We start from the raw sequence: 21,941 nt of genomic DNA on the forward strand, positions 1-21,941 counted from the left end.
GACGGTAACCCCCGCCGGTTACCGGCGGTCCACCGTTCGGCAACCAGCGGGTGACACGGTGGCCACCTCCGCCCGCCTCGGAAGGTGCTCCACCGCGTGATCCCGGCTCCTCGCCTGTCCGTCGTCATCCCGCTGCGCGACGTGGCCCCGTACCTGCCGACCCTCATCGCGACGCTCCGCCGGACGGAGGGCAGGGCCGTCGAGCTGCTCTTCGTCGACGACCACTCGCGGGACGCGACGCCGGAGATCGCGGCCGCGGCGCTCGACTCGTTCCCGAACGCCCGCCTGCTGCACCTCGACGCCACGACCGGGCTGTCGGCGGGCCGCAACCGCGGGCTCGACGAGGCGACGGCGCCCGTCGTCACCTTCCTCGACGGCGACGACTGGATCGCGCCCGGCTACCTCGACGAGGCCGTCGACCTGTTCGAGCGCCGGAACGTCGACGTCATGCGCGTCGACCACACGCGGGTCACCGGCACCCGACGGCAGGTGGTGCGGAACCCCGTCGGCGTCCGCGGTGCGCCCGTCGACCCTCGGGACCACGTCCTGCCGGTACATCGGGCCTCCGTCGTCGAGTTCCCGACCGCGTGGGGCGGCTTCTACCGCCGCGGGTTCCTGCTGGACCGCAGACTGCGCTTCGCCGAGGAGCTGCTCACCGCCGAGGACCGCGACTGGTGGTGGCGGGTGCTGCTGGCGGACGGCCGGATGTCGTTCGAGGACCTCAACGGCTACCGGTACCGGCGCGGCGTCGCCACCTCCCTCACGCAGATCGGCGACGCGCGGCAGCTCCACTACTTCGACTCGCTCGAGCGCTCGCTGGCCGCGGTCTCCGCCGACCGGGACGCCGACCGCTTCCTCCCGAAGCTGTGGCGGGGCTACCTCGCGATCATCCTGTCCCAGCACCGTCGGGGTGCCCGGTTGACGCCGGCCGCGCGGCAGGAGCAGCGGCGGCGCACCGCATCGGTCCTGGCCCGGGTGCCGTCGCACCTCCTGCACCGCACGCTCATCCAGATGGCCGGCTCGGACGTGGAGGAGCTGCGGTCGCTCGGTCTGGTCGTGCCGAACCCGGAGACCCTGCAGCTCGGCAAGCGGCGCGCGCTCGCGGACGTCGTGCCGGACGTCGACCCGGACGCGGCCGCCGGCGGCGCCGCCCGCTGATCAGGCGGCGCGGAGGAACGGGATGAGCGCGCCGTTCACCGCGTCGGGCGACTCCTCGGCCGGGTAGTGCCCGGCGTCGCGGACGACCACGGAGTGCACCCGGCCGACCGCGTGCGAGAGCGCCTCCGCGACCTGCCCGCCGCGGCCGAACCGGCCCGCGATGGCGAGGCCGGGCATCGGCAGGCGTCGGCGGACCGCACGGCGCACGGCCGTCGCGTCGTCGGTCGCGGAGCGGTAGAGCGCGAGCGTCGCCGCGAGTCGGGCGTCCGTGGCGTAGGCGCCCATGTAGGCGACATGCGCGTCGAAGTCGAGGCCCGCCGGCCCCGCGCTGCCGCCGAGGTAGGCGTCCACGGTCGCGTCCAGGCGCCCGGCGAGCAGCCGCTCCGCGACGCCCTCCGGCGCGGTGAACAACGGCAGGTGCCACGACGGATAGGAGTCGGCCTCCTCGGACTCCACCTCGATGCCGGGAGAGACCTCCTCCTCGACCGCGAGCGCGGCGACGCGGCCGGGCTGGTCGGCCGCCATCAGCAGGGCGACCGTCGCGCCGACGTCGTGGCCGACGACGGCGAAGCGCCGCACGCCGATCGCGTCGAGCGCGGCGAGCACCTCCCGGGCGAGCGTGGCCTTGGCGTGGTCGCCGCGACCGCTCGACGCGTCGCCGAGACCGCGGGCCTCGACCTCCACGGTCCGGTAGCCGGCGCGCAACAGCACGGGGACCACGTGACGCCAGTGCACCGCGGTGACCGGCCAGCCGTGGATGAGCACCACCGCGGGACCGCGGCCGGTGTCGGTGAGCGAGATGGAGGTGCCTGCGCCGATCGGGACGAGCATGGCCGATGCTAACGCCGGGTCCTCCGCGCACTGCGGCGCCGCGCGCACCCGGACTGCGCTCGAACCCCGACGCGGCGGAGCACTTCAGCAGGCTGCATCCGCTTCAGCAGGCCCGGACGACCCTCCGCAGCCTGCCGGAGTGAGCAGAGCCTGCCGAAGCGCTCAGGGTCAGTGCTCGACGAGGCGGCGGCCCTCGAAGGCGCGGCCCAGGGTGACCTCGTCGGCGTACTCGAGGTCGCCGCCGACGGGGAGGCCGGAGGCGAGCCGGCTCACCGGCACGTCCATCGTCTTCAGCAGGCGGGACAGGTAGGTCGCCGTCGCCTCGCCGGTCATGTTCGGGTCGGTCGCGATGATGACCTCCTGCACCTCGCCGTCGGCGAGGCGCTGCACGAGCTCGCGGATCCGGAGGTCGTCCGGCCCGATGCCGTCGATGGGGCTGAGCGCGCCGCCGAGCACGTGGTACAGCCCGCGGTACTCGCGGGTGCGCTCGATCGCCGCGACGTCCTTCGGCTCCTCGACGACGCAGATCGTCGCACGGTTGCGGCGCGCATCGCGGCAGATGCCGCAGCGGTCCTGATCGGCGACGTTCCCGCAGAGCGAGCAGAAGCGGACCTTGTCCCGCACCTCGAGCAGCACCTCGCCGAGCCGCGTCACGTCGAACCCGCGCGTCTGCACGATGTGGAACGCGATGCGCTGCGCCGACTTCGGGCCGATGCCCGGCAGACGGCCGAGCTCGTCGATCAGCTCCTGGACGATGCCTTCGTACACGGGATCACCTCACCTCGGTCGGGACGATGACGGTCTCCTCGAGGAAGCTCGCCCCCAGCAGCTCCCGCACGACGGACTCGCCGTAGCGCTGGTCCTCGTCGGGCCGGATCGGCGGCACCGGACGGCTCGCCGCGGGCGGCGGACCGACCGGCTCCGGCTCGGCCGGGTCCGGCTCATCCTCCTCCGGGTCGGGGATCGTCGCCACGGTGCCCCAGCCGCTCGGCGGCAGGGGCTCGGCGACGACCGTCGGCGCCGCGCGGAGCGCCGCGGGAGCGGGAGCAGGTCGGACGGGGGCCGTGACGGGCGGCACGGCCGAGGGAGCCGAGACCGGTGCGGCGGCGGCCCGCGGGGCGGCGGGCTCCGCTCCGCGCTCGGCGGGGTCGGGCGGCGGCGGGACGTCGTCGGGGTCGTCGGGCGGCACGTCCGCGACCGGCGCGGAGGGGGTCGCCGGCTCGGTGCGCGCCGCGCCGCCGTCGACGCGCGGCAGAAACTTCACGCGGACGCCAAGGACGTCGACGATCGCCGTGCGCAGCACCTCGCTGACGCCGCCGCCGGCCTTGGCCGTCCCCTTGAAGCCGTCGACGTCGCTGCGGCTGACGAACGCCAGCGTGAGCACGTCGTCCTTCAGCGCCAGCGGGTAGGACGTGTAGACGACGGCCCACGCGCTGCGCTTCGCCCGCTGGACCGTCTCGAGGATCTCCGGCCACGCGTCGCGGACGTGCTGGATGGTCAGCTCGCTGCCCGGCACACGGGGCGGCGCCGCAGCGGGCTTCGCGGCCGCCGCCGGCTGGACGGACGCCGCCGCCGGTCGCGGCGCGGGCACCGCCGGCGCGGCGGTCGGCGGCGGCACGTCGAAGGTCGGCGGCGCGACCGCGGGCGGTGCGACGACGGGAGCCGCGGCGGCGACGGGCGCGGGGACGGCGGGCGCGGACGCGGGCGCCGGAGCGACCGGGCGCTCGGGCTGCGCGGCCGGAGCCGCGGCGGTCTGGACGGACTCGACGCCGACGCGTCGCTCGAGCCGCTCGATGCGGGTGGCCGCGCCCGCGTCGGACGCCGGCACGAGCATGCGCGCGACCATGAGCTCGAGGTGCAGCCGCGGCGAGGTCGCGCCGACCATCTCGTCCAGGGCGTCGCTGATCGTGTCGGCGATGCGGGACAGCTCGGCGGACCCGAAGCGCTGCGCCTGCACGGTGAGGGCGGCGATCTGGTCGGCAGGCGCCCCCCGCAGGACGCTGGCCGCGGAGTCGCCCGTCGCGGCGACGACGATGAGGTCGCGCATGCGCTCGAGGAGGTCCTCCACGAACCGACGCGGGTCCTGGCCGGTCTGCACGATGCGGTCGATGCTCGCGAAGGCGCCCGCGGCGTCCCCCTCCGCGACGGCCGTGACGACGTCGTCGATGAGTGACGCGCTCGTGTAGCCGAGCAGCGCGGTCGCCCGCTCGTACTCGACGCGCTCGCCCTCGGAGCCCGCGATCAGCTGGTCGAGCAGGGACAGGGTGTCGCGCGGGGAGCCGCCGCCCGCCTTGACGACGAGGGGCAGCACGCCCGCCTCGGTCGTGACGCCCTCCTCCTCGCAGAGGTGGCCGACGTACTCGAGCAGCTGCGCCGGCGGCACGAGCCGGAACGGGTAGTGGTGCGTCCGCGAGCGGATGGTGCCGATGACCTTCTCGGGCTCGGTCGTCGCGAAGATGAACTTCACGTGCTCCGGCGGCTCCTCCACGAGCTTGAGCAGCGCGTTGAACCCCTGCGGCGTCACCATGTGCGCCTCGTCGAGGATGAAGATCTTGTAGCGGTCGCGCGCCGGGGCGAAGACCGCCCGCTCGCGCAGGTCGCGGGCGTCGTCGACGCCGTTGTGGCTTGCCGCGTCGATCTCGACGACGTCGAGCGATCCGCCGCCGCCGCGGCCGAGCTCGACGCAGCTGGGGCAGGTGCCGCACGGGGTGTCCGTCGGCCCCTCGGCGCAGTTCAGGCAGCGCGCGAGGATCCGCGCGGACGTCGTCTTGCCGCAGCCGCGCGGGCCGCTGAAGAGGTAGGCGTGGTTGACGCGGTCGGTGCGAAGGGCGGTGCGCAGCGGGTCGGTGACGTGGGCCTGCCCGATGAGCTCGGCGAAGGTCTCCGGCCGGTAGCGGCGGTAGAGGGCGGTGACCACTGCACGAGGGTAACCGCGGGGTCGGACAGCGGCGGGCGTGTCCGCCCTCAGCGCGACACGTCGTCCGCGCCCGCCCTCGCGTCGCGATTCCTGCCGCCATCCGCCGTCGGACGCGGCTCGAATCGCGACGCGAGAGCAGGTCAGTCGCCGGGTACCTCGACCAGCACGACCGTGTTCCCGTCGGGGTCGCGGACCGTGAACATCGCCGGCGCGGAGGGCGTCCGGATCACCGCGTCGTCGACGTCGATCTCGTCGCGCTGCAGCGTCTCGTGCAGCAGGTCGATGTGCGGCACCCCGACGCGCACGCCGAGCGGAACGGGCCCGTTCCGGTCGACCAGCGCCACGGACACCGGCGAGCCGGGCGGCGCGACCTCGACCCAGCGCGCTCCCCCGCTGAGTGCCGCGTCGCGGACGACCTCGAACCCGAGCACGTCCCGGTAGAACTCGATCGCGCGGTCCTGGTCCTCGACCGGCTGCGCGACGCTGAGGACGGCCATCTCCCGAGCGCTCATGCGGGCAGTGAACACCCGGCCGTCGGTCGGCGCCAGGGGCGGAGTCCCGGGCCGCGTCGAGGACACGCGCCGTCCAGGGGCGCGGTCGTAGCGTCCGGGGCATGACGTGGCGCGAGCAGCTGGGACCGGTCGGCGTGTGGCGGGGTGTCGCCGCGGTGAGCACCGAGCTGGCCGTGGAGGTCGAGCGCCTCGGCTTCGGCGCGATCTGGCTCGGCGGCAGCCCCGGATCGGACCTGCGGCATCCGGAGGCGCTGCTGGACGCCACCGCGACGATCACGATCGCGACCGGGATCGTGAACATCTGGAGCTCCGACGCGGCCGAGCTCGCCGCCTCCTTCCACCGCATCGAAGCGCGTCATCCAGGCCGGCTCCTGCTCGGCATCGGCACCGGCCACCGCGAGGCGACCGCCGAGCGCACCCGACCGCTCGACGCGATGCAGCGCTACCTCGACGTGCTCGACGAGAGCGGGGTGCCCCGCGACCGCCGCGTCCTGTCGGCCCTCGGGCCGAAGATGCTCGCGATCTCCGCCGAGCGCAGCGCCGGCACGCATCCGTACCTCACCATCCCGCGGCAGACGGCCGAGCAGCGGGAGGCCCTCGGGCCGCACGCCCTCGTCGCGCCCGAGCAGACCGTCGTGCTCGACACCGATCCGGCCTCCGCGCGGGCATCGGCGCGCGGCTTCCTCGCGAACTACCTCCGGCTCGTCAACTACACGACGACGATGCGTCGCGGCGGCTTCTCGGAGGACGACGTCGCGGCGCCGGGAACCGACCACCTCGTCGACGCGATCGTCCGCCACGGCGATGCGGCCGCGCTCGCGGCGGCCGCGCGTGCCCACCTCGACGAGGGCGCGGATCACGTCTGCCTGCAGGTCGTGCCCGCGCAGGACGACCCGCTGCCGGCGTACCGGGCGGTCGCCGCCGCGCTGGGCCTCCCCGCGACCTGAGGCCGTCGGGGGTCAGTTCGCGTTGTCCTGCCCCGTCTCGTGCACCGAGAGGCCGTGGCATCCGGCGGTTCGCCAGTCGTACGCACCGCTCTGCGGCGGCCCGAACAGCGCGGCGTCGTAGGCCTGCTGCTGCGCCGTGGTGAGCCCCTTCTTCCAGCCGAGCGGGTCGCGGTAGTCCGCGATCGGGTCGTAGACGAATCCGTGATCCGCCATGCACTGGATGTCGAGCCAGTTCTGCTCCTCCCAGACCGCGTCGTTCCCCGAGCTGCCCAAACCGACGACGAAGGCGTGCAGCTGCGCCCGGGAGATCCGCTGGAAGCCGGTCGGCGTGATCAGCGTCGCGGGAGGCGTGGACGGCGCGGTCGGCGTCCCGGTCGGCACGGGCGCGTCGGAGGTCGGGGCGTTCGTCGGCGTCGGGTCCGCGACCGGGGGCGTCGTCGCCGGCGTCGAGGTCGTCTCCGGCGGGGACGTCGTCGGGACGGCCGTCGAGGTGGCGGGCACCGGCCGCGTCCCGCCGACCGGCGCGCCGCGGAACGCGCCCCCGGGCAGCTGCAGCGCGACCGCCGTCGCCGCGACGACGGCGACCGCCACCGCGCCGGTCACGACGGCCATGCGGAAGCGACCAGGTTCGGCGTCATGCGTGCGCATTCGGGGCCGCTCGGTGGCGACGGCCTGCTCGACGAGCAGCGCGCGCAGCGCCGCCCGGCGTTCCGAGAGGTCAGAGGCCATGGGAGATCCCTTCCAAGGAGCCGGCGGTCATCGCGCCGAACCGGTCGGCCAGCCGCCGCTTGGCCCGGTGCAGCCGCGACTTGACGGTGCCGGGTCGCACCTGGAGCGCGGCGGCCGCTTCGCGCTCGCTCCACTCCTCGAGCACGCAGAGCGTGAGCACCTGCTGGTCCGCGATCGACAGGAGGCGCATCGCCGCGACGACCTCCGACTCCTCCACCGCGTCGAACCCGCCGTCGGTCGGCAGCACGGGCGGCAGGCGGTCGAGCAGCGCCTGGTAGCGGCGACCGCTGCGCCGCACGTTGTTCGCGACGTTCGTCGCGGTGACGAGCAGCCACGGCACCGGCGAGCCGTCGACGACGCGGACGGTCGCCCGCTTCCGCCACGCCTCGAGGAACACGATCGCGAGCGCGTCCTCCACGTCCTGCGTCGACTGCAGCAGCCGGTGGAGGTGCCGCTGCACGCGGGGCGCGAACCGGTCGAAGACGACGCCGAAGGCCTCGCCGTCACCGGCGACGGCGCGCGCCCACGCGTCGGAGTCGTCCTCGTTCACAGTCAAGGAGTGTCCGGCAGGTGCGGAACGGTTCCCGGTCGCGCCGCACCGGTGCTCCGGAGCACCGCCCGGCCCTCACTCGGCGCCCGTCAGGGTCGGGGCGTACCGTCCCGCGGATGAGCGACGAGCGCGACGACGCGGCCTCCCGATCCGAGCACGACCCGGTCACCGGGAACCCGGAAGGGCTGCCGGACCTGTTCGGGGAGGACCCGGAGCACAAGAAGCCACTCGTCCAGGACGCCTCCGTCGATCCGGAGGACGATCGCGACTGACCGCTCGGGGCGCCGCCTCGGCACGCCCTCGGAGATCCCGGCGAACGGACCCGGGACCGTTGCACGCGACGGAGGGCCCATCTACCGTGCAGCGGGACGAGGGGAGGGCTCCGATGCGCGACGCCGAGGACGGGTTCGGATTCGGCGCGGCGCTGCGCGATCGCGGCGAGTGACGCGCGCTGGCGTGATCCGGCCGAGGCGGGCGACGATCCGCGGTTCGCGCCCGCCGAGCTCGAGCGCTTCCCGCACGCGCTCGCGTTCGTGCTGAACGCGTTCCCGAAGTGGACGGAGACGGTCGTCTTCCCCTGGACGGCCGGGACGAGCGAGACCGAGGTGCGCATCCTCACCGAGCGCGCGCTCGTCGTCGCGTCCATGCCGTGGGCGGCGGACGGCACGCGACCCGAGCCCCTGCTGAAGGTCCGGCCGCTCGGCCAGCTGCGACAGGTCGACGTCGACGGGTTCGCGTACGACGACGCCGGTCGCCCCGTCGGGTGCATGGTCACGCTGCTGTTCCAGCAGGGATCCGGCGTCCGCCTCGGCGGCGCCGAGGGCGCGGATCGCGCGGAGCTCGCCGAACTGCTGCCCTGGCTGCTGCGCACCCTCGACGCCTGACGTCAGGTCCACGACGGACGACGGGGAGCCGTTGCTCCCGATGCGCATCCTGGCCCTGCGTGCGCATTCCGGCCTACCCTCTCCTCGGAGCACCGCCCCTGTCGCCGGCGGCGGCGCGCGAGTAGGTTGCGGCGCGAACGAGGAGGCGACGTGGCATCCGAGGGGCCGAACGGGCTGCACCGGTGGTCGTTCACGGACGTCCACCAGCTCGCGGAGCTCTGGCCGGGAGCGGTGTTCCGTCAGATCGGACACGGCCCCTTCAGCGCGACGGTCGTGCGCCGCGCGCTCACGACGATCGTGATCGAGGGCGTCGTCGCGTCGCCCTACGCGGTCCGGCGCGGGGAGCACGAGATCGCCGCCGCGCCGCGGAACGACCTGCTGCTGCACGTCGTCCTCGACGGCCGCGCGACCGTCCGGCATGCCGGCATCGACCTCGACCTCGCGGCGGGAGACGCGTTCCTGCTCCGCCCGGGCAGCCCGTTCGAGTTCCGCTGCCCCGTCCGCACCCGCACGTTCCGCGCGACGGTCGCCGAGGAGCTGCTCCCGCCCGCGCTCCGCGACGTCTGGGACCCGCCGCTCGCCGCGCTGCACCGCTCGACCGTCGTCCGCGCGTTCCGCGCGCTGGCCTGGGACCTCCTCGCCGACGACGCGGCGCTCACGCTGCCGAGGGCCTCGGCGGCGCACCTCGACGCGGCGCTCGTCGCGCTCGAGCAGGGCGTGCTGGCGGAGGAGCTGGCGCAGCGTCCGGGCCGACCGGACGGGAACACGGCGCTCCGCGACGCGGTGCTCGCGGAGATCGAAGCGAGGCTCGCGGATCCTGCGCTGTCCCCGACCTCCCTCGCGGCGCACTTCTCGATCGGGGTGCGCACGCTGCACAAGCTCTTCGAGCCGCTGCCCGAGACCGCCGCCGGCCGGATCCGCCGTCGCCGCGTCGAGGAGGCCGCCGCCGTGCTGCGGATCCGCGACGCGAACGCCGCCGAGCTCGCGGCGTCGCTCGGGTTCGGGTCCCGCGACGTGTTCCAGCGCGCCTTCCGGCAGCTGCAGGGCATGACGCCGGCCGAGTACCGCTCGCTCCGCGCGGACGTCGCTCAGCCGCGCGTCGAGCCGCGGGACAGCACGCCGAGCACCGCGCCGTAGAGCGCGTGCGCGACGACCATCGTGACGACGCGACCGCGCTGATCGTGATGGGCGGCGGGAGCACGCCCAGCACGGGCAGCCACCCCTCGTAGCCGACCGCCCACAGGACCAGGCCGTACCCGACGCCCGCCACCGGTCGCAGCCCGGCCGGCAGCGGCACCGCGCCGAACGCGGCGCCCGCGGCCGCCCCGTACGCGAGGTGGGACGCGATCGCGAGCCCGTCCGCCGTCCCGCCGCCCGACACCGGCGCGAGCCGGTCGACCACCTTCCGCGGCGGCTGGCCGCGCATCACGCCGATGCGCTCGGCGACGACCATCCGCGTCGACATCGCCGCGGTGGCGCCGGTGCCGGCCAGCACGCCCCGGGCGACCCCGTTCAGCAGGTCCACGGATCCGTCCCTCCCGCTCCGCCGGGAAGAGCGCAGCACGGTCGACGGTAGGCGCGTCGCCGCGCACGGTCACGGGGTTGCGCGACGCCGACGCATCCCCGCTCGACCGCGGGCGCGCGCGGGCGCGGGCGCGGGCGCGCGTCACCGCGGTCGTCAGCCGAGGGACGCCCTACGCCGTTCCGTCAACGGGGTTGACAGGGTCGCGGACGCCCCCGTATGAGCGCTCCGGGCGCCCCCGCTCCCAGACGTCGCTCGTACCGTGGCGCGATGCGAGTCGTGGTCGTCGGTGGGTCGGGCAACGTCGGATCCGCGCTGCTCGGCCGACTCGGCGCGGAGCCCGACGTCGAGCGCGTCGGGGTCTCCCGCCGTGCGCCGGAGCCGGCCGAGCCGTTCGACGGCGTCGCCTGGCACGCGCTCGACGTCGCGGACCCGGCCTCCGGCGAGCGGCTCCGCGCCGCGCTCGCGGGCGCCGACGCCGTCGTGCACCTGGCGTGGCTCCTGCAGCCGAACCACGACGAGGCGGTGATGCGCCGCACGAACGTCGGCGGCCTGGCCGCGGTCCTCGAGGCGGCGACGGACGCCGGCGTCCCGCACGTCGTCGTCGCGTCCTCCGTCGGCGCGTACAGCCCGGGACCGAAGCGGCGGGTCGACGAGTCGTGGCCGACGGACGGGGTGCGCTCCTCCCACTACGCGCGGCACAAGGCGGAGAACGAGCGGCTGCTCGATCGGTTCGAGCGCGCGCACCCGCAGGTCGCGATAGCGCGGCTGCGCCCGGGTCTCGTGATGCAGGCCGCCGCCGGCCGCGAGCTCGATCGACTCTTCCTCGGCCCGCTCGTCCCGACCTCCCTCCTCGCACCGGTGCGCGTCCCGCTGCTGCCCCTGCCGCCGCGCCTCGTCTCGCAGGCGGTGCACGCGGACGACCTGGCGGACGCGATCCTGCGGATCCTCCGCGCCCGCGCCACCGGCCCCTTCAACATCGCCGCAGACCCGGTGATCGGACCCCGGCAGCTCGCGCGGATCCTGCGCGGCCGCTGGCTGCCCGTCCCGGCGTGGGCGATGCGCGCGCTGCTGCTCGGCGCCTGGCGGGCGCACCTGGTCCGCGCGGACCCCGGCTGGCTCGACCTCGCGACGGGCGTCCCGCTGATGTCGACCGCGCGGATCCGCGCGGAGCTCGGCTGGCGGCCGCGGATCGCCGCGGACGACGCCGTGCGGGAGACGATCGCCGCGGTCGGCCGGCACCGGTCGCTCGGCGCGTCGCCGCAGCTGCACTGAGTCGCGCTCCGGCGCGACGCATCACCGAGGACGGATCGTCCGCCCTCGCATCCGGACGAGGAGACGACCATGAAGGCGCTCACCTGGCAGCACACCCGCGACGTGAGCGTGGAGGAGGTGCCCGATCCGCGGATCCTGGAACCGACGGACGCCGTCATCCGGGTCACCTCCGCGGCGATCTGCGGCTCCGACATCCACCTCTACGACCTCTTCGGCCCGTTCCTCGACAAGGGCGACGTGCTCGGCCACGAGACGATGGGGATCGTCGAGGAGGTGGGGTCCGCGGTCACGCGTGTGCAGGTGGGCGACCGCATCGTCGTGCCGTTCGTGATCGCGTGCGGGCACTGCTTCATGTGCGAGCGCGGCCTCACGACGCAGTGCGAGACCACCCAGCAGCGCGACTCCGGCACAGGCGCCGCGCTCTACGGCTACACGAAGCTCTACGGCGAGGTGCCCGGCGGGCAGGCGGAGCGGCTGCGCGTGCCCTTCGTCGACTTCAACGCGATCCCGACCGGGCCGGACCTCCCGGACGTCCGGTACCTCTTCCTCAGCGACATCCTGCCGACCGCCTGGCAGGCCGTGCAGTACGCGGACGTGCCCGACGGCGGCACCCTGGCCGTGCTCGGGCTCGGCCCGGTCGGGCAGTTCGCGAGCCGCATCGGCCGGCACCTCGGGTACCGCGTGATCGGCGTCGACCCGGTGCCGGAGCGGCGGGCGATGGCCGAGCGCCACGGCGTGGAGGTCCTCGACCTCACCGACGACGTCCTCGACCGCCTCCGCGAGGCCACCGACGGGCGCGGGCCCGACGCGGTGGTCGACGCGGTCGGCTCCGAGGCGCACGGCAACCCGGTCGCGTCCGTGGCGCAGACCGCCGCCGGGCTCCTGCCCGATCCCATCGCGCAGAAGCTGATGACGACCGTCGGGGTCGACCGGCTCGAGGCGATGCACCTCGGATTCGACGCCGTGCGCCGCGGCGGCACGGTGTCCCTCTCCGGCGTCTACGTCGGCACGGCCGACCCGACCCCGTTCATGACCCTGTTCGACAAGCAGGTCACGATCCGGATGGGCCAGTGCAACGTGCAGCGCTGGATCGACGACCTCCTGCCGCTGGTCGAGGACCCCGCCGACCCGCTCGGCACCGAGGACCTGGTCACGCACGAGGTGCCGCTCGATCGTGCGCCGGAGCTGTACGCGACCTTCCGGGACAAGAAGGACGGATGCATCAAGGTCGTGCTGAAGCCCTGAGACCCGTCGCCCGCCGTCGCGTCACGGGACGACCGACGGCGGGCGACGACCACCGCGGCGACCGGCCGCGCCCGACGTCAGCGCCGGAAGATCGGGCTCTCGTCGAGGTCGTCGAGCAGCGCGGCCACGTCGTCGTAGACGGCGATCGCGCCGGCGTCGCGCAGCTCGTCCGCGCCGACGCCGCCCGAGCGCACCGCGATGCAGCGCACGCCCGCCGCAGCCGCGGCCTGCACGTCCCAGACCGCGTCGCCGATCATGACCGCGTCCGACGCGGCGACCTCCGCCTTGTCGAGCGCGACCCCGACCACGTAGGGCGCCGGCTTCGCGGTGTCGACGTCGGACGAGGTGGTCGCGGTGAGCACGGCGTCGCCGGCACCGAGCACCGCCGTGGTCCGGTCGAACTCCTCGGGCGGGGAGGAGGTCGCCAGCACGACCTTGAGCCCGCGTCGCGCGAGCTCGCGCAGCAGATCCTGCGCCCGCGGGAAGGCGCGGATGCGGTCGGCGAGCTCCGCGAAGTGGGCGGCGTGCCGCTCCTTCGCCGCATCGCCGAGCCGTTCCGCGTCGTCGCCGAGCAGCGCCTCGAGCAGCTTCCCGGAGTCCATGCCGATGGCCGCATGGATCCGCCAGGCGTCGACGGGGTGCCCGAGCTCGCCGAAGGCGCGGGACCAGGCCTCGACGTGGAGGTAGTTCGTGTCGACGAGCGTCCCGTCGATGTCGAGGAGGACGGCGGAGCAGGTGGCGTCGGGCATCGGACGATCCAACCCGAGGCAGGTGGGAGGCGCGGTCTCGTCCAGCGAAAGCGGAGCGGACGTCCGGATGACGGTCATCCCGCGCTCCGTACGCTCGCCGGGACCCCACGAGCAGGAGGACCCCATGACGCGCTTCGGCTACACGATGATGACCGAGCAGAGCGGACCGAAGCAGATCGTGTCCTACGGCATCCAGGCGGAACGGGTCGGGTTCGACTTCGCCGTGTCGAGCGACCACTACTCGCCGTGGCTGACCGAGCAGGGTCACGCGGGCTACGCCTGGTCGATGCTCGGCGCCGTCGCGCACGCCACCGAGCGGATGGAGCTGATGACCTACGTCACCTGCCCCACGGTCCGCTACCACCCGGCGGTCGTGGCGCAGAAGGCGGCCACCCTCCAGATCCTCGCGGACGGCCGCTTCACCCTCGGGCTCGGCTCGGGCGAGAACCTCAACGAGCACATCACGGGTGAGGGCTGGCTGCCCGTCGCGCAGCGCCAGGACATGCTCGAGGAGGCGGTGCGGATCATCCGCGCGCTGCACACCGGCGACCTCGTGACGTGGGAGGGCGACTACTTCCGCGTCGACTCCGCCCGGGTCTGGGACGTGCCGGAGGGCGGGGTGCCGATCGGCCTCGCGGTCGGCGGCGAGAAGGCGGTCGAGCGGTTCGCGCCGCTCGGCGACCACCTCATCGCCACCGACCCGGAGCCCGAGCTGCTGCAGGGCTGGGACGCCGCGAAGGGCGACCCGTCGTCGCGGAAGATCGGGCAGATCCCGATCTGCTGGGCGCCGAGCAAGGACCAGGCGATCGACATCGCGCACGAGCAGTTCCGCTGGTTCGCGGGCGGCTGGGCCGTGAACGCCGACCTCCCCACCCCGCACGGCTTCGCCGGTGCCAGCCAGTTCGTCCGGAAGGAGGACGTCGCCGACCAGATCGCGTGCGGCCCCGACCTCGACGAGCTGGTCGAGGGTGTCAAGCCGCTCTGGGAGGCGGGCTTCACCGACGTCGCCGTCGTCCAGGTCGGCGACGTGCTGCAGCAGCGCTTCCTCGACGAGGTGGCCGAGCCGCTGCTCGAGAAGCTCCGCGCGGCGGCTCCGACGGCCTGAGCGACCGGGACGCGGGACGGGGCGAGCGGGATCCGCTCGCCCCGTCCCGCGTCCGGGCTCAGTCGTTCTCGACGACGAAGTCCCAGTTCGCGAGCACCGAGTCCGTGCCGCCCGAGTACCGCATGAGGCCCTCGCCGGTCGGCATCGCCGCCCGCAGCGCGAAGCGGATCGTCCGTCCCGGGAGCAGCGTGCGCGGGATCGCGGGTCGCCCGGGGACGGCGGCGAGCCGGTAGACGGTGCCGAGGTGGTCCAGCGTGTCGAAGTCGCCCGCCCGGACCGCGACGGGCGCGGTGGCGTCGCTCATGGTGACGGTCCAGGTGCAGGTCGTGTCCTCGGGCTGCACCGGCAGGCCCTCCCCCGGCACCTCCGGTCCGACGACGGTGACCCGGACGGACCCGCCGCCCGGCAGATGCACCTCGACCGCGTCGCCCTCGGAGGTGACCGCCGGGTGGCGGACGTCGCCGACGAGCATGCTGTTCGGCTCGCTCGTGTCCTTCGGCAGCCAGCTCGGCAGCGATCCGTACGCATCGCTCGCCGCGGGGTGCGGCGACGCGCTCGCGCAGCCGGTCAGGGCGATGGCCGCCGCCACGAGGACGGCGGCCGCCGCACCGGACCGGCGCCGGAGGGTCGCTCCGGCGCCGATGCGCCTCACCGGTGGTGCTTCCGGCTCGCGTCGTTGAACACGTCCGGACCGAACGGTGCGAGCCCCGGCGTCGCCGCGAAGCCGAGGTGGCCCCGGTGGTCGATGCCGCCCGACACGGTCCCGGCGGGGAGCGCCGCGTGGTCGTGGCCGCGGCCAACCTGGAACAGGTCCTCCATCGTGCGGAGCCAGCTGTAGTGGTCGTAGAACCGCGTGGTCGACGTGCCGGGCTTGATGAAGGGGCTGATGAGCACGCTGCCCGTGTCGCCGCCGCCGGGCGTCGCGTCCTTCGCGTCGAACAGCGGGTCGGGCGTCTGCCCGGCGGCGAGGTGCCCGACCGGGCCCTCGGCGCTGAGCGTCAGGCTCGTCACCGAGCCGGTCGGCTTCACCGGGTCGCCCGCCTGGTTCACGAGCTGGAAGGAGCTCGCGACGGCCGCGCCGGTGCTCGTCGTCGGGAACTGCGGCCCGACATTGCTCACCGCGCCGACGAAGGTGTCCGCCGGGATCGGACTGGTACCGCCGGGGCCCGTCGTGTCGACCGTGTCGGTGACCTGCCGGCCGGTGTCGATCGCCACCGCGGACTGGTCCTCGACGAAGGTCGAGGACGGCGAGCCGGTGGCCGCGTCGGTCCGCGCCCCCGGCGTCGTGCCCGAGCCGCCGCGGACGAGGCCGGTCACGCACCCGGCGGGCACGCCGGGTGCCGTGCAGGTCGCGGGCCGGTCGATGAACGCGTTGTCGCCGGGGCCCGGGTAGAGCTGGTTCCCCTTCGCGTCCTTCCCGAGCGTCGAGTTCACCCCGGTGGGCTCGGTGTGGACGTTCCGGCCGAAGATGTTCTCGCCCGCGGCGTCGGCCTTGATGGCCGTCTTCGCGTTCGGCTGGTCGTTCCTCGTCGGACCGTACGCGTTCGCGTTGTTGAAGCTGTTGCCCGTGTACGTGAAGGGCGGGTTCGCCTCGTCGAACGTGATGTCGATGAGGCCGCCGTCCTTGAACGCGGCAGACCGCTCGATCATCGGCACGTAGTACTTGAGGAACAGGTCGGAGGCGTACAGGCCGCCGGTCTGGTTCTTCGGCGTCGTGGCCTCGGGGTTCGGCGCGCCGTGCTGGTAGATCGCCCGGCCGTCGGCCGTGAACGCGCCCGAAAGGTTGTTGCCCTTGCAGACGGCGTCATGGGCGTCGCTGCAGTTGTTCGGCGTGATCCAGCTGAAGGCCGGCGTGGTCGACGTCTTCTGCAGGTCGTGGAACAGCCCCTGGGAAGCGCTGTCGAGGTTCGCGATGTGGTTCGCGTCGCAGTCGGTCCCGCCCTGCACGGGCTTCGTCAGGCCGGGCTTCAGCACGCCCGCCGCCGTCTTCGTGCCGGTGATGCTGTGGAACCACGGGAACGGGAAGTGCTTGGCGACGTACTGGTCGTTCGCCTGCGCGCCGGTGAGACTCGTGACGCCGGCCGGGAACGGGTTCGCAGCCGATGCGCTCATGACCGTCGGGTTCGTCGTCGGGTCGTTCGCGGCGGTGCCGGGGCCGCCGCAGAGGGCGTCCTCACGGCCCGGCTGCGCGCCGAGGTCCTGGGCGTAGCCCTTCCAGGTCTTCCCCGCCGCGTCGAGCTGGTTGAACAGCGTCGGCGCGTCGGACGGGTAGGTGCAGCCGTTCAGACCGTTCGGCGCGTTCGCGCCGCTCGGCTGCGACGCGTTGGCGAGCGACGCGACCTGGCCGCGGTTCTTGCCGGACTTCACGATCGAGGCGTTGCTGCCGAAGTCGAAGTCCTTGACGCTGCAGTCGGACTGGGTGTCCTCCTCCGGCCCCTGCCCGGACACCATCGACTCGTAGTTGTCCTGGCTGAAGTGGCCGGTGCCGTAGTAGTTCTTCAGCAGCACGCCCTGCTTCGGCAGGGTCTTCCAGAGGTAGCTGTTCTGGTTCAGCCCGGTGAACGTCGCGTCGTACGACTTGTTCTCGAGGATGATCAGCCAGACGTGCTTGATCTGCCCGGACTTCAGGCCCGTGCTCGTGATCGAGACGCCGTGGTGCGGCGAGGAGGGGGCCGCCGTGGAGGCGGTCGCGGTGAAGACGCCGCCGAGGACGAGCCCGACGGTGGCCGCCGCAGCGGCGAGGATGCGCGGTCGGCGCAGGCGATGGGTGAGTGGCACCCCTCGGTTCTAACCGCCGTGATCGGGCACGGGAAGGTCGGCCGGTGAACACCCGGCGAACGCGCCGCGAGTCTGACCGAGCCCTACGAAATCCGGCTCTGATCAGGATGAGTGCAGATTCGAGCCGATCCGTCAGCTGACGTGCACGATCGGCCGGCGACGCACGTCGTGCTCGGTCTCGCGCAGCACCTCCCGGGTGACGGGCGCGACCTCCCCCTCCCCCGAGATGAGGAAGCGCACCATGTTCGACAGCGGGTTGCCCTCGGTCCACTCGAAGTAGATCTCCGGCACGACGCCCGTGATGTTGCGGATCTGCAGCAGGATCGTCGCGATCGTGTTCGGCACGTTCCCGCTGACGACCTTGAGCACCCGGAAGCCGTGGAGCACGTGGCCGTGGACGACGAGGTCCTCCTCGAAGTCCGACGAGTCCGACTTCAGCACCTCGAGGAAGACGATCGAGGCGCGGCCGGGGATGTGGCTGTCGTGCCGCTCCGCCCGGGCCTTGTCCCGGTACTCCGCCTCGTCGCCCCGGTCGGGCTCGTTGGCGACGAGGTGGAGCTCGCCGTACTCGGCGGCCTCCTGCAGGAAGCCGAGCGCCGTCTCGTCGAACTCGATGCTCGTCGCACGGACCTCGAACGACCGTCGCAGCCGCGAGACGAACGAGACGAGCAGGATCCCGACGATGAAGAGCGCGCCGATCCGGAGGCCGTCCGGGCGCTCGATCACATTGGCGACCGTCGTGTAGGCGAAGACGAGGGACACGGCGGCGAAGCCGATCATGCGCTTCCGCTGGCGCTTGCGGCGGGCGGAGAGCGTGACCGCGACCGACGCGGAGGTGATGAGCACGAGCACGCCGGTCGCGTACGCGCCGCCCTGCTTGTCCACGTTCGCGTCGAACGCGAGCGTGATGCCGATCGCGATCAGCGTGAACACGATGACGAGGGGGCGGACGGCGCGCGCCCAGGTCGGCGCCATGCCGTACCGCGGCAGGTACCGCGGCACGATGTTCAGCAGGCCGGCCATCGCCGACGCCCCCGCGAACCACAGGATCGCGATGGTCGAGATGTCGTACGCCGTGCCGACGACGGGGCCGAGGTAGGCGTGGGCCAGGTAGGCCAGGGCGCGACCGTTGGCCTGGCCGCCCGGCTGGAACTCCTGCTGCGGGATCAGGAGGGTCGTCGTGAAGCTCGACGTGAGCAGGAACAGGCTCATCGTGATCGCCGCCGTGGTGAGCAGCCGCTTCGCGCCGCGGATCCGGCCCTCCGGCCGGCCGTTCCCGTCGTCGGCCGTGCCGCGGATCTGCGGGATGACGGTGACGCCGGTCTCGAAGCCGGAGAGCCCGAGCGCCAGCTTCGGGAAGACGATCAGGGCGACGGCGACGACCATCAGCGGGTTGCCGCCGTTCTGCCGGAGCAGCGCGGACGTCCAGTCGCCGAACAGCTCGGGCCGCTCGAAGACGTGGACGAAGGCCGCGCCGATGACGATCGCGTTGAGCGCCAGGTAGACCGCGACGAGGACGACCGCGATGCCGATCGCCTCGCGGAAGCCGCGGAGGAACACGGCGCCGAGCAGCACGACGAGCAGCAGCGTGACCGGCAGGTTCGCGCCGTGCAGGAACGCCGGCACGAGCGGGTTCTCGACGGCGTGCGCGGCGGCGTCCGCGGCCGACAGCGTGATCGTGATGATGAAGTCGGTGGCGGCGAAGCCGAGCAGCACGAGGACGAAGAGCTTGCCGCCCCACCACGGCAGCAGCCGTTCGAGCATGGCGATCGAGCCCTCGCCCTTGAAGCTCTCGCTCGCCACCCGGCGGTACACGGGCAGGGCGCCGAGCAGCGTGAGGGCGATGAGCACCAGCGTGGCGATCGGCGAGACGAAGCCGGCGGCGAGCGCGGCGATGGCCGGCTGGTAGCCGAGGGTGGAGAAGTAGTCGACGCCCGTGAGGCACATGACGCGCAGCCACGAGTGCGTCTGCTCGGGCCGGCCGTGCGGGCCCTGGTGGCCGCCCGCGCGGTCCGCGCCCTCGAGGGCCCACCGGGTGAACCGCCCGCGGCTCCGGACGGGTGCCGCGCACACGTCGGGCACCTCCGAGGGGGCCGGCAGGTCCGTCGCGCGACCGCTCCGGGCCGTGTCGATCGGGGTCGTCGTGTCGTCCATCGCGTGGTCCTCCTCGATCACGGGCGGTGGTACCGGGGGTCGCCGAGCTCCTGCCAGACCGCGCCCCAGATTGCCTCGAACCCGACCGCGTCGAGGTCGCCCGCGCGGTGGCGGCGCTCCGCGAGGATCAGCACCGCGGCGAAGCGGTCCAGCTCGGCGGCGGGGCCGCGGTCCAGGCCGACCGTCCCCTCGTCGCCCCGGCAGGCGGTCAGCGTGCGGATCGCGCGTCGGCCGCGGCCCGCGATGCCGGCGAGCGCGAGCGCACCCGCGGTGTAGACGGTGACACCGGCGGCGGCCGCGAGGACGAAGGGGACCCGCTGCGCCACCGCGACCGTCGTGAGGACCCCGAGCAGGATGCCGAGCGCCGGCCACGCGCGCATCGCCCGGTAGCGGATGCGCTCGCCGCGGGCGGCGCCGGGCGGGAAGACGACGAGGCAGGAGCTCGTGCAGCCGTAGCGGCCGCCCCAGACCTCCAGCTCGCCCCAGCCGTGCGGCCCCTCCAGCACCCGGCGCGCGGCGCGCCGCGCGAGCGACGGCCGGCGGGGCGGCCGCGCGATGGGCAGCGCCCGACACTGCGCAGGCGAGGCCTCGCGGCGCCGGGGGACGATCGACATGCGCCTGGTCTACCGACCCGGCTGTTCCGCGACGCGCCTCTAAACGGGATCCGCACGCCGCGGGGCCCGATCCATACGCGTCCTTTACGCGCCGGCCCCCGCCGCCTCGACGTCGCGGACGGTCGTGTCGATCGGCAGTGCGAGCACCATGGTCAGGCCGCCGCCCGGGGTCTCCTCCCCCTCGAGGGTCGCTCCCATCCCCTCCGCGAAGCCGCGGGACAGGGCCAGGCCGAGGCCGATGCCGTCCGAGTCGGAGACGTCGGACTCGTGCTGGAACGGTTCGAACATCCGCGAGCGGTGCTCCTCGTCGATGCCGGGGCCGTGGTCGACGACGCGCACCTCCAGCGAGCGCCCGAACGTCGACAGCGACAGCTCGGGCGGCGATCCGGCCGGCGAGTACCGCCGGGCGTTGGAGAGCAGGTTGACGAGCACGCGCTGCAGCAGCACCGGGTCCGCGCGCGCCGGCGGCAGCGCGTCGGGGACGTGGAGCAGCACGTCGGCGGGGCCGGCGCCGAGGTCGTCGAGCACGCCGGGCAGGAAGTCGGCGACGTCGACGGACTCGATCGACACGGCGAGCGCCCCCGCCTGCACCCGGCTCACGTCGAGCAGGTCGGTGATGATCCGGGCGAGGTTCTCGAGGCTGCGCTCGGCGCCGTCGAGCAGCTCGGCGCGGTCCTCCGGGCCGAGCTTCGTCCCGGTGGACCGGAGGCTGGTGACCGCAGCGGTGGCGACGGCGAGGGGGCGGCGGAGGTCGTGGCCCACCGCGGCGAGCAGCGCGGTGCGCACCCGGTCCACCTCCTCGAGCGGCTGCAGCCGCTCCGCCGTCTCGGCGAGGGAGCGCTGCTCGAGCGCGACCGCCAGCTGGGTCGCGACGACGTCGAGGATCCGACGGTCGGAGGCGTCGAGCGCCCGCCCGATGAGCTCGAGCTCGAACCGCTCGGCGACCCGCACCCGGGTCCGCTCCCCCGTCGCCTCGGGGTCGCCGTGCTCCTCCATGAAGCGGCCGTCCGCGATCAGGCGGACGCTCGCCATGCGGAACGCCTCCCGCGTGCGCTCGAGCAGCGACTCGACGGCGTCCTCACCGCGGAGGACGCCGCCCGCGATCGTCGCGAGGACCTCCGACTCGCTGGCCGAGCGGCGCGCGATCCGGGTGAGGCGCGCGGCCCGGTCGACGACGACGCTGACGAGCAGCGCGTTGACGAGGTAGATGAGCAGCGCGATGAGGTGCGTCGGCCGCGCGATCGTGAAGGTGAAGAACGGCTCCGCGAAGAGGTAGTCGAGCGTGAGCCCCGAGAGCACGGCCGCGAACGCGGCCGGCCAGGCGCCGCCGACGAGGGCGACGACGATCACGAGCAGCTGGTAGCCGAGCGCCTCCGCGGTGAGGCTGTCGCCGGTCCGGGTCGCGGTGAGCAGCAGCGTCAGGAGCGGGCCGCCGAGCAGCGCGAGCACGAACCCGAGCAGGCGTCGTTTCGCCGACAGCGCGCCGCGGCCGCGCGGGATGAGGCTCGACCGCTTCCCGGCCGCGCTGTGGGTGACCATGTGGACGTCGATGTCGCCCGACGCGCGGACGACGCGCGACGACGTGCCGGGGCCGGTGAGCAGGGCCAGGAGGCGGGAGCGCCGCGAGACGCCGACGACGAGCTGCGTCGCGTGCGCGGCGCGGGCGAAGCCGATCAGCGTCGCCGGGATGTCCTCCCCCACCACCTGGTGGTACGTGCCGCCGAGCTGCTCGACGAGCACCCGCTGCGCGGCGAGCGCCCGCGGGTCCGAGGCGGCGAGGCCGTCCTCGCTGCTGACGTGCACCGCCATGAGCTCACCCGAGCCGGAGCGGGCGGCGATGCGGGCGCCGCGGCGGAGGAGGGTCTCGCCCTCGGGCCCGCCGGTGAGGGCGACGACGACGCGTTCGCGGGCCTCCCAGGCGGTGTCGATGCCGTGCTCGGTGCGGTACCGCTGCAGCGCGGAGTCGACCTC

20 protein-coding genes are annotated in these 21,941 nt (G+C 74.1%); 8 read left to right on the plus strand and 12 right to left on the minus strand.

What is annotated here, in order from left to right; all coding sequences use genetic code 11:
- Nucleotides 1–84 precede the first annotated feature (84 nt).
- Complete coding sequence (locus tag CLV52_RS17765) at nt 85–1,158, plus strand: glycosyltransferase family 2 protein (protein ID WP_133767728.1); 1,074 nt, start codon at nt 85–87, stop codon at nt 1,156–1,158.
- On the opposite strand, the gene CLV52_RS17770 is transcribed toward CLV52_RS17765, so the two are convergent.
- From CLV52_RS17770 to CLV52_RS17785, 4 genes are all read right to left on the minus strand, one after another.
- Complete coding sequence (locus tag CLV52_RS17770; RefSeq protein WP_133767729.1) at nt 1,159–1,989, minus strand: alpha/beta fold hydrolase; 831 nt, start codon at nt 1,987–1,989, stop codon at nt 1,159–1,161. It lies immediately after the preceding gene.
- Nucleotides 1,990–2,157: 168 nt separating this feature from the next.
- Nucleotides 2,158–2,757, minus strand: a complete 600-nt coding sequence (gene recR / locus CLV52_RS17775; RefSeq protein ID WP_133767730.1) for a recombination mediator RecR — start codon at nt 2,755–2,757, stop codon at nt 2,158–2,160.
- 4 nt (nt 2,758–2,761) lie between these two features.
- A complete protein-coding gene (locus CLV52_RS17780; protein ID WP_133767731.1) occupies nt 2,762–4,906 on the minus strand; it encodes a DNA polymerase III subunit gamma and tau in 2,145 nt (714 codons plus the stop codon).
- 140 nt (nt 4,907–5,046) lie between these two features.
- On the minus strand, nt 5,047–5,418 hold the full coding sequence (locus CLV52_RS17785; RefSeq protein ID WP_133767732.1) for a VOC family protein: 372 nt from the start codon (nt 5,416–5,418) through the stop codon (nt 5,047–5,049).
- Between the two features lie 101 nt (nt 5,419–5,519).
- On the opposite strand from CLV52_RS17785, the gene CLV52_RS17790 reads away from it, so the two are divergent.
- A complete protein-coding gene (locus tag CLV52_RS17790) occupies nt 5,520–6,365 on the plus strand; it encodes an LLM class F420-dependent oxidoreductase (protein WP_133767733.1) in 846 nt (281 codons plus the stop codon).
- A 12-nt stretch (nt 6,366–6,377) separates the two neighbouring features.
- On the opposite strand, the gene CLV52_RS17795 is transcribed toward CLV52_RS17790, so the two are convergent.
- A complete protein-coding gene (locus CLV52_RS17795) occupies nt 6,378–7,094 on the minus strand; it encodes a hypothetical protein (RefSeq protein WP_133767734.1) in 717 nt (238 codons plus the stop codon).
- The gene (locus CLV52_RS17800) at nt 7,084–7,644 is read right to left on the minus strand and encodes an RNA polymerase sigma factor (RefSeq protein WP_246018207.1); all 561 of its coding nucleotides are present in this window, start codon (nt 7,642–7,644) and stop codon (nt 7,084–7,086) included. Before CLV52_RS17800 ends, CLV52_RS17795 begins: the two co-directional genes overlap by 11 nt.
- 116 nt (nt 7,645–7,760) lie before the next feature.
- Here CLV52_RS17800 and CLV52_RS18580 point away from each other — a divergent pair, with 116 nt between their 5' ends.
- From CLV52_RS18580 to CLV52_RS17820, 5 genes are all read left to right on the plus strand, one after another.
- The gene (locus tag CLV52_RS18580; RefSeq protein WP_162850934.1) at nt 7,761–7,916 is read left to right on the plus strand and encodes a hypothetical protein; all 156 of its coding nucleotides are present in this window, start codon (nt 7,761–7,763) and stop codon (nt 7,914–7,916) included.
- A gap of 261 nt (nt 7,917–8,177) precedes the next feature.
- The gene (locus tag CLV52_RS17805) at nt 8,178–8,528 is read left to right on the plus strand and encodes a hypothetical protein (protein ID WP_133767736.1); all 351 of its coding nucleotides are present in this window, start codon (nt 8,178–8,180) and stop codon (nt 8,526–8,528) included.
- A gap of 150 nt (nt 8,529–8,678) precedes the next feature.
- Nucleotides 8,679–9,665 (plus strand): helix-turn-helix transcriptional regulator, encoded by a 987-nt coding sequence (locus tag CLV52_RS17810; RefSeq protein WP_162850935.1) that lies wholly within the window; start codon nt 8,679–8,681, stop codon nt 9,663–9,665.
- 655 nt (nt 9,666–10,320) lie between these two features.
- The gene (locus CLV52_RS17815; RefSeq protein ID WP_133767738.1) at nt 10,321–11,325 is read left to right on the plus strand and encodes an NAD-dependent epimerase/dehydratase family protein; all 1,005 of its coding nucleotides are present in this window, start codon (nt 10,321–10,323) and stop codon (nt 11,323–11,325) included.
- Between the two features lie 69 nt (nt 11,326–11,394).
- Nucleotides 11,395–12,570: a zinc-dependent alcohol dehydrogenase gene (locus CLV52_RS17820; RefSeq protein WP_133767739.1), complete on the plus strand. Its 1,176-nt coding sequence runs from the start codon at nt 11,395–11,397 to the stop codon at nt 12,568–12,570.
- A gap of 77 nt (nt 12,571–12,647) precedes the next feature.
- Here CLV52_RS17820 and CLV52_RS17825 read toward each other — a convergent pair whose 3' ends face one another.
- The gene (locus CLV52_RS17825; RefSeq protein ID WP_133767740.1) at nt 12,648–13,319 is read right to left on the minus strand and encodes an HAD family hydrolase; all 672 of its coding nucleotides are present in this window, start codon (nt 13,317–13,319) and stop codon (nt 12,648–12,650) included.
- A gap of 124 nt (nt 13,320–13,443) precedes the next feature.
- Here CLV52_RS17825 and CLV52_RS17830 point away from each other — a divergent pair, with 124 nt between their 5' ends.
- Nucleotides 13,444–14,424, plus strand: coding sequence for a TIGR03557 family F420-dependent LLM class oxidoreductase (locus CLV52_RS17830; protein WP_133767741.1), 981 nt, complete (start codon nt 13,444–13,446; stop codon nt 14,422–14,424).
- Between the two features lie 58 nt (nt 14,425–14,482).
- On the opposite strand, the gene CLV52_RS17835 is transcribed toward CLV52_RS17830, so the two are convergent.
- From CLV52_RS17835 to CLV52_RS17855, 5 genes are all read right to left on the minus strand, one after another.
- Entirely contained in the window at nt 14,483–15,076 is a 594-nt protein-coding gene (locus CLV52_RS17835) for a hypothetical protein (protein ID WP_133767742.1), read from the minus strand.
- Nucleotides 15,073–17,202, minus strand: a complete 2,130-nt coding sequence (locus CLV52_RS18585) for a phosphoesterase (protein WP_162850936.1) — start codon at nt 17,200–17,202, stop codon at nt 15,073–15,075. Before CLV52_RS18585 ends, CLV52_RS17835 begins: the two co-directional genes overlap by 4 nt.
- Before the next feature lie 132 nt (nt 17,203–17,334).
- The gene (locus tag CLV52_RS17845) at nt 17,335–19,356 is read right to left on the minus strand and encodes an APC family permease (protein ID WP_246018208.1); all 2,022 of its coding nucleotides are present in this window, start codon (nt 19,354–19,356) and stop codon (nt 17,335–17,337) included.
- A 17-nt stretch (nt 19,357–19,373) separates the two neighbouring features.
- Nucleotides 19,374–19,970, minus strand: coding sequence for a DUF6611 family protein (locus tag CLV52_RS17850; RefSeq protein ID WP_133767743.1), 597 nt, complete (start codon nt 19,968–19,970; stop codon nt 19,374–19,376).
- A gap of 84 nt (nt 19,971–20,054) precedes the next feature.
- Nucleotides 20,055–21,941, minus strand: a 1,887-nt coding sequence (locus tag CLV52_RS17855) for a DUF4118 domain-containing protein (RefSeq protein WP_133767744.1), incomplete at its 5' end; no start/stop codon positions are given.

The organism is Amnibacterium kyonggiense, from assembly GCF_004364555.1.
GTDB lineage: Bacteria > Actinomycetota > Actinomycetes > Actinomycetales > Microbacteriaceae > Amnibacterium > Amnibacterium kyonggiense.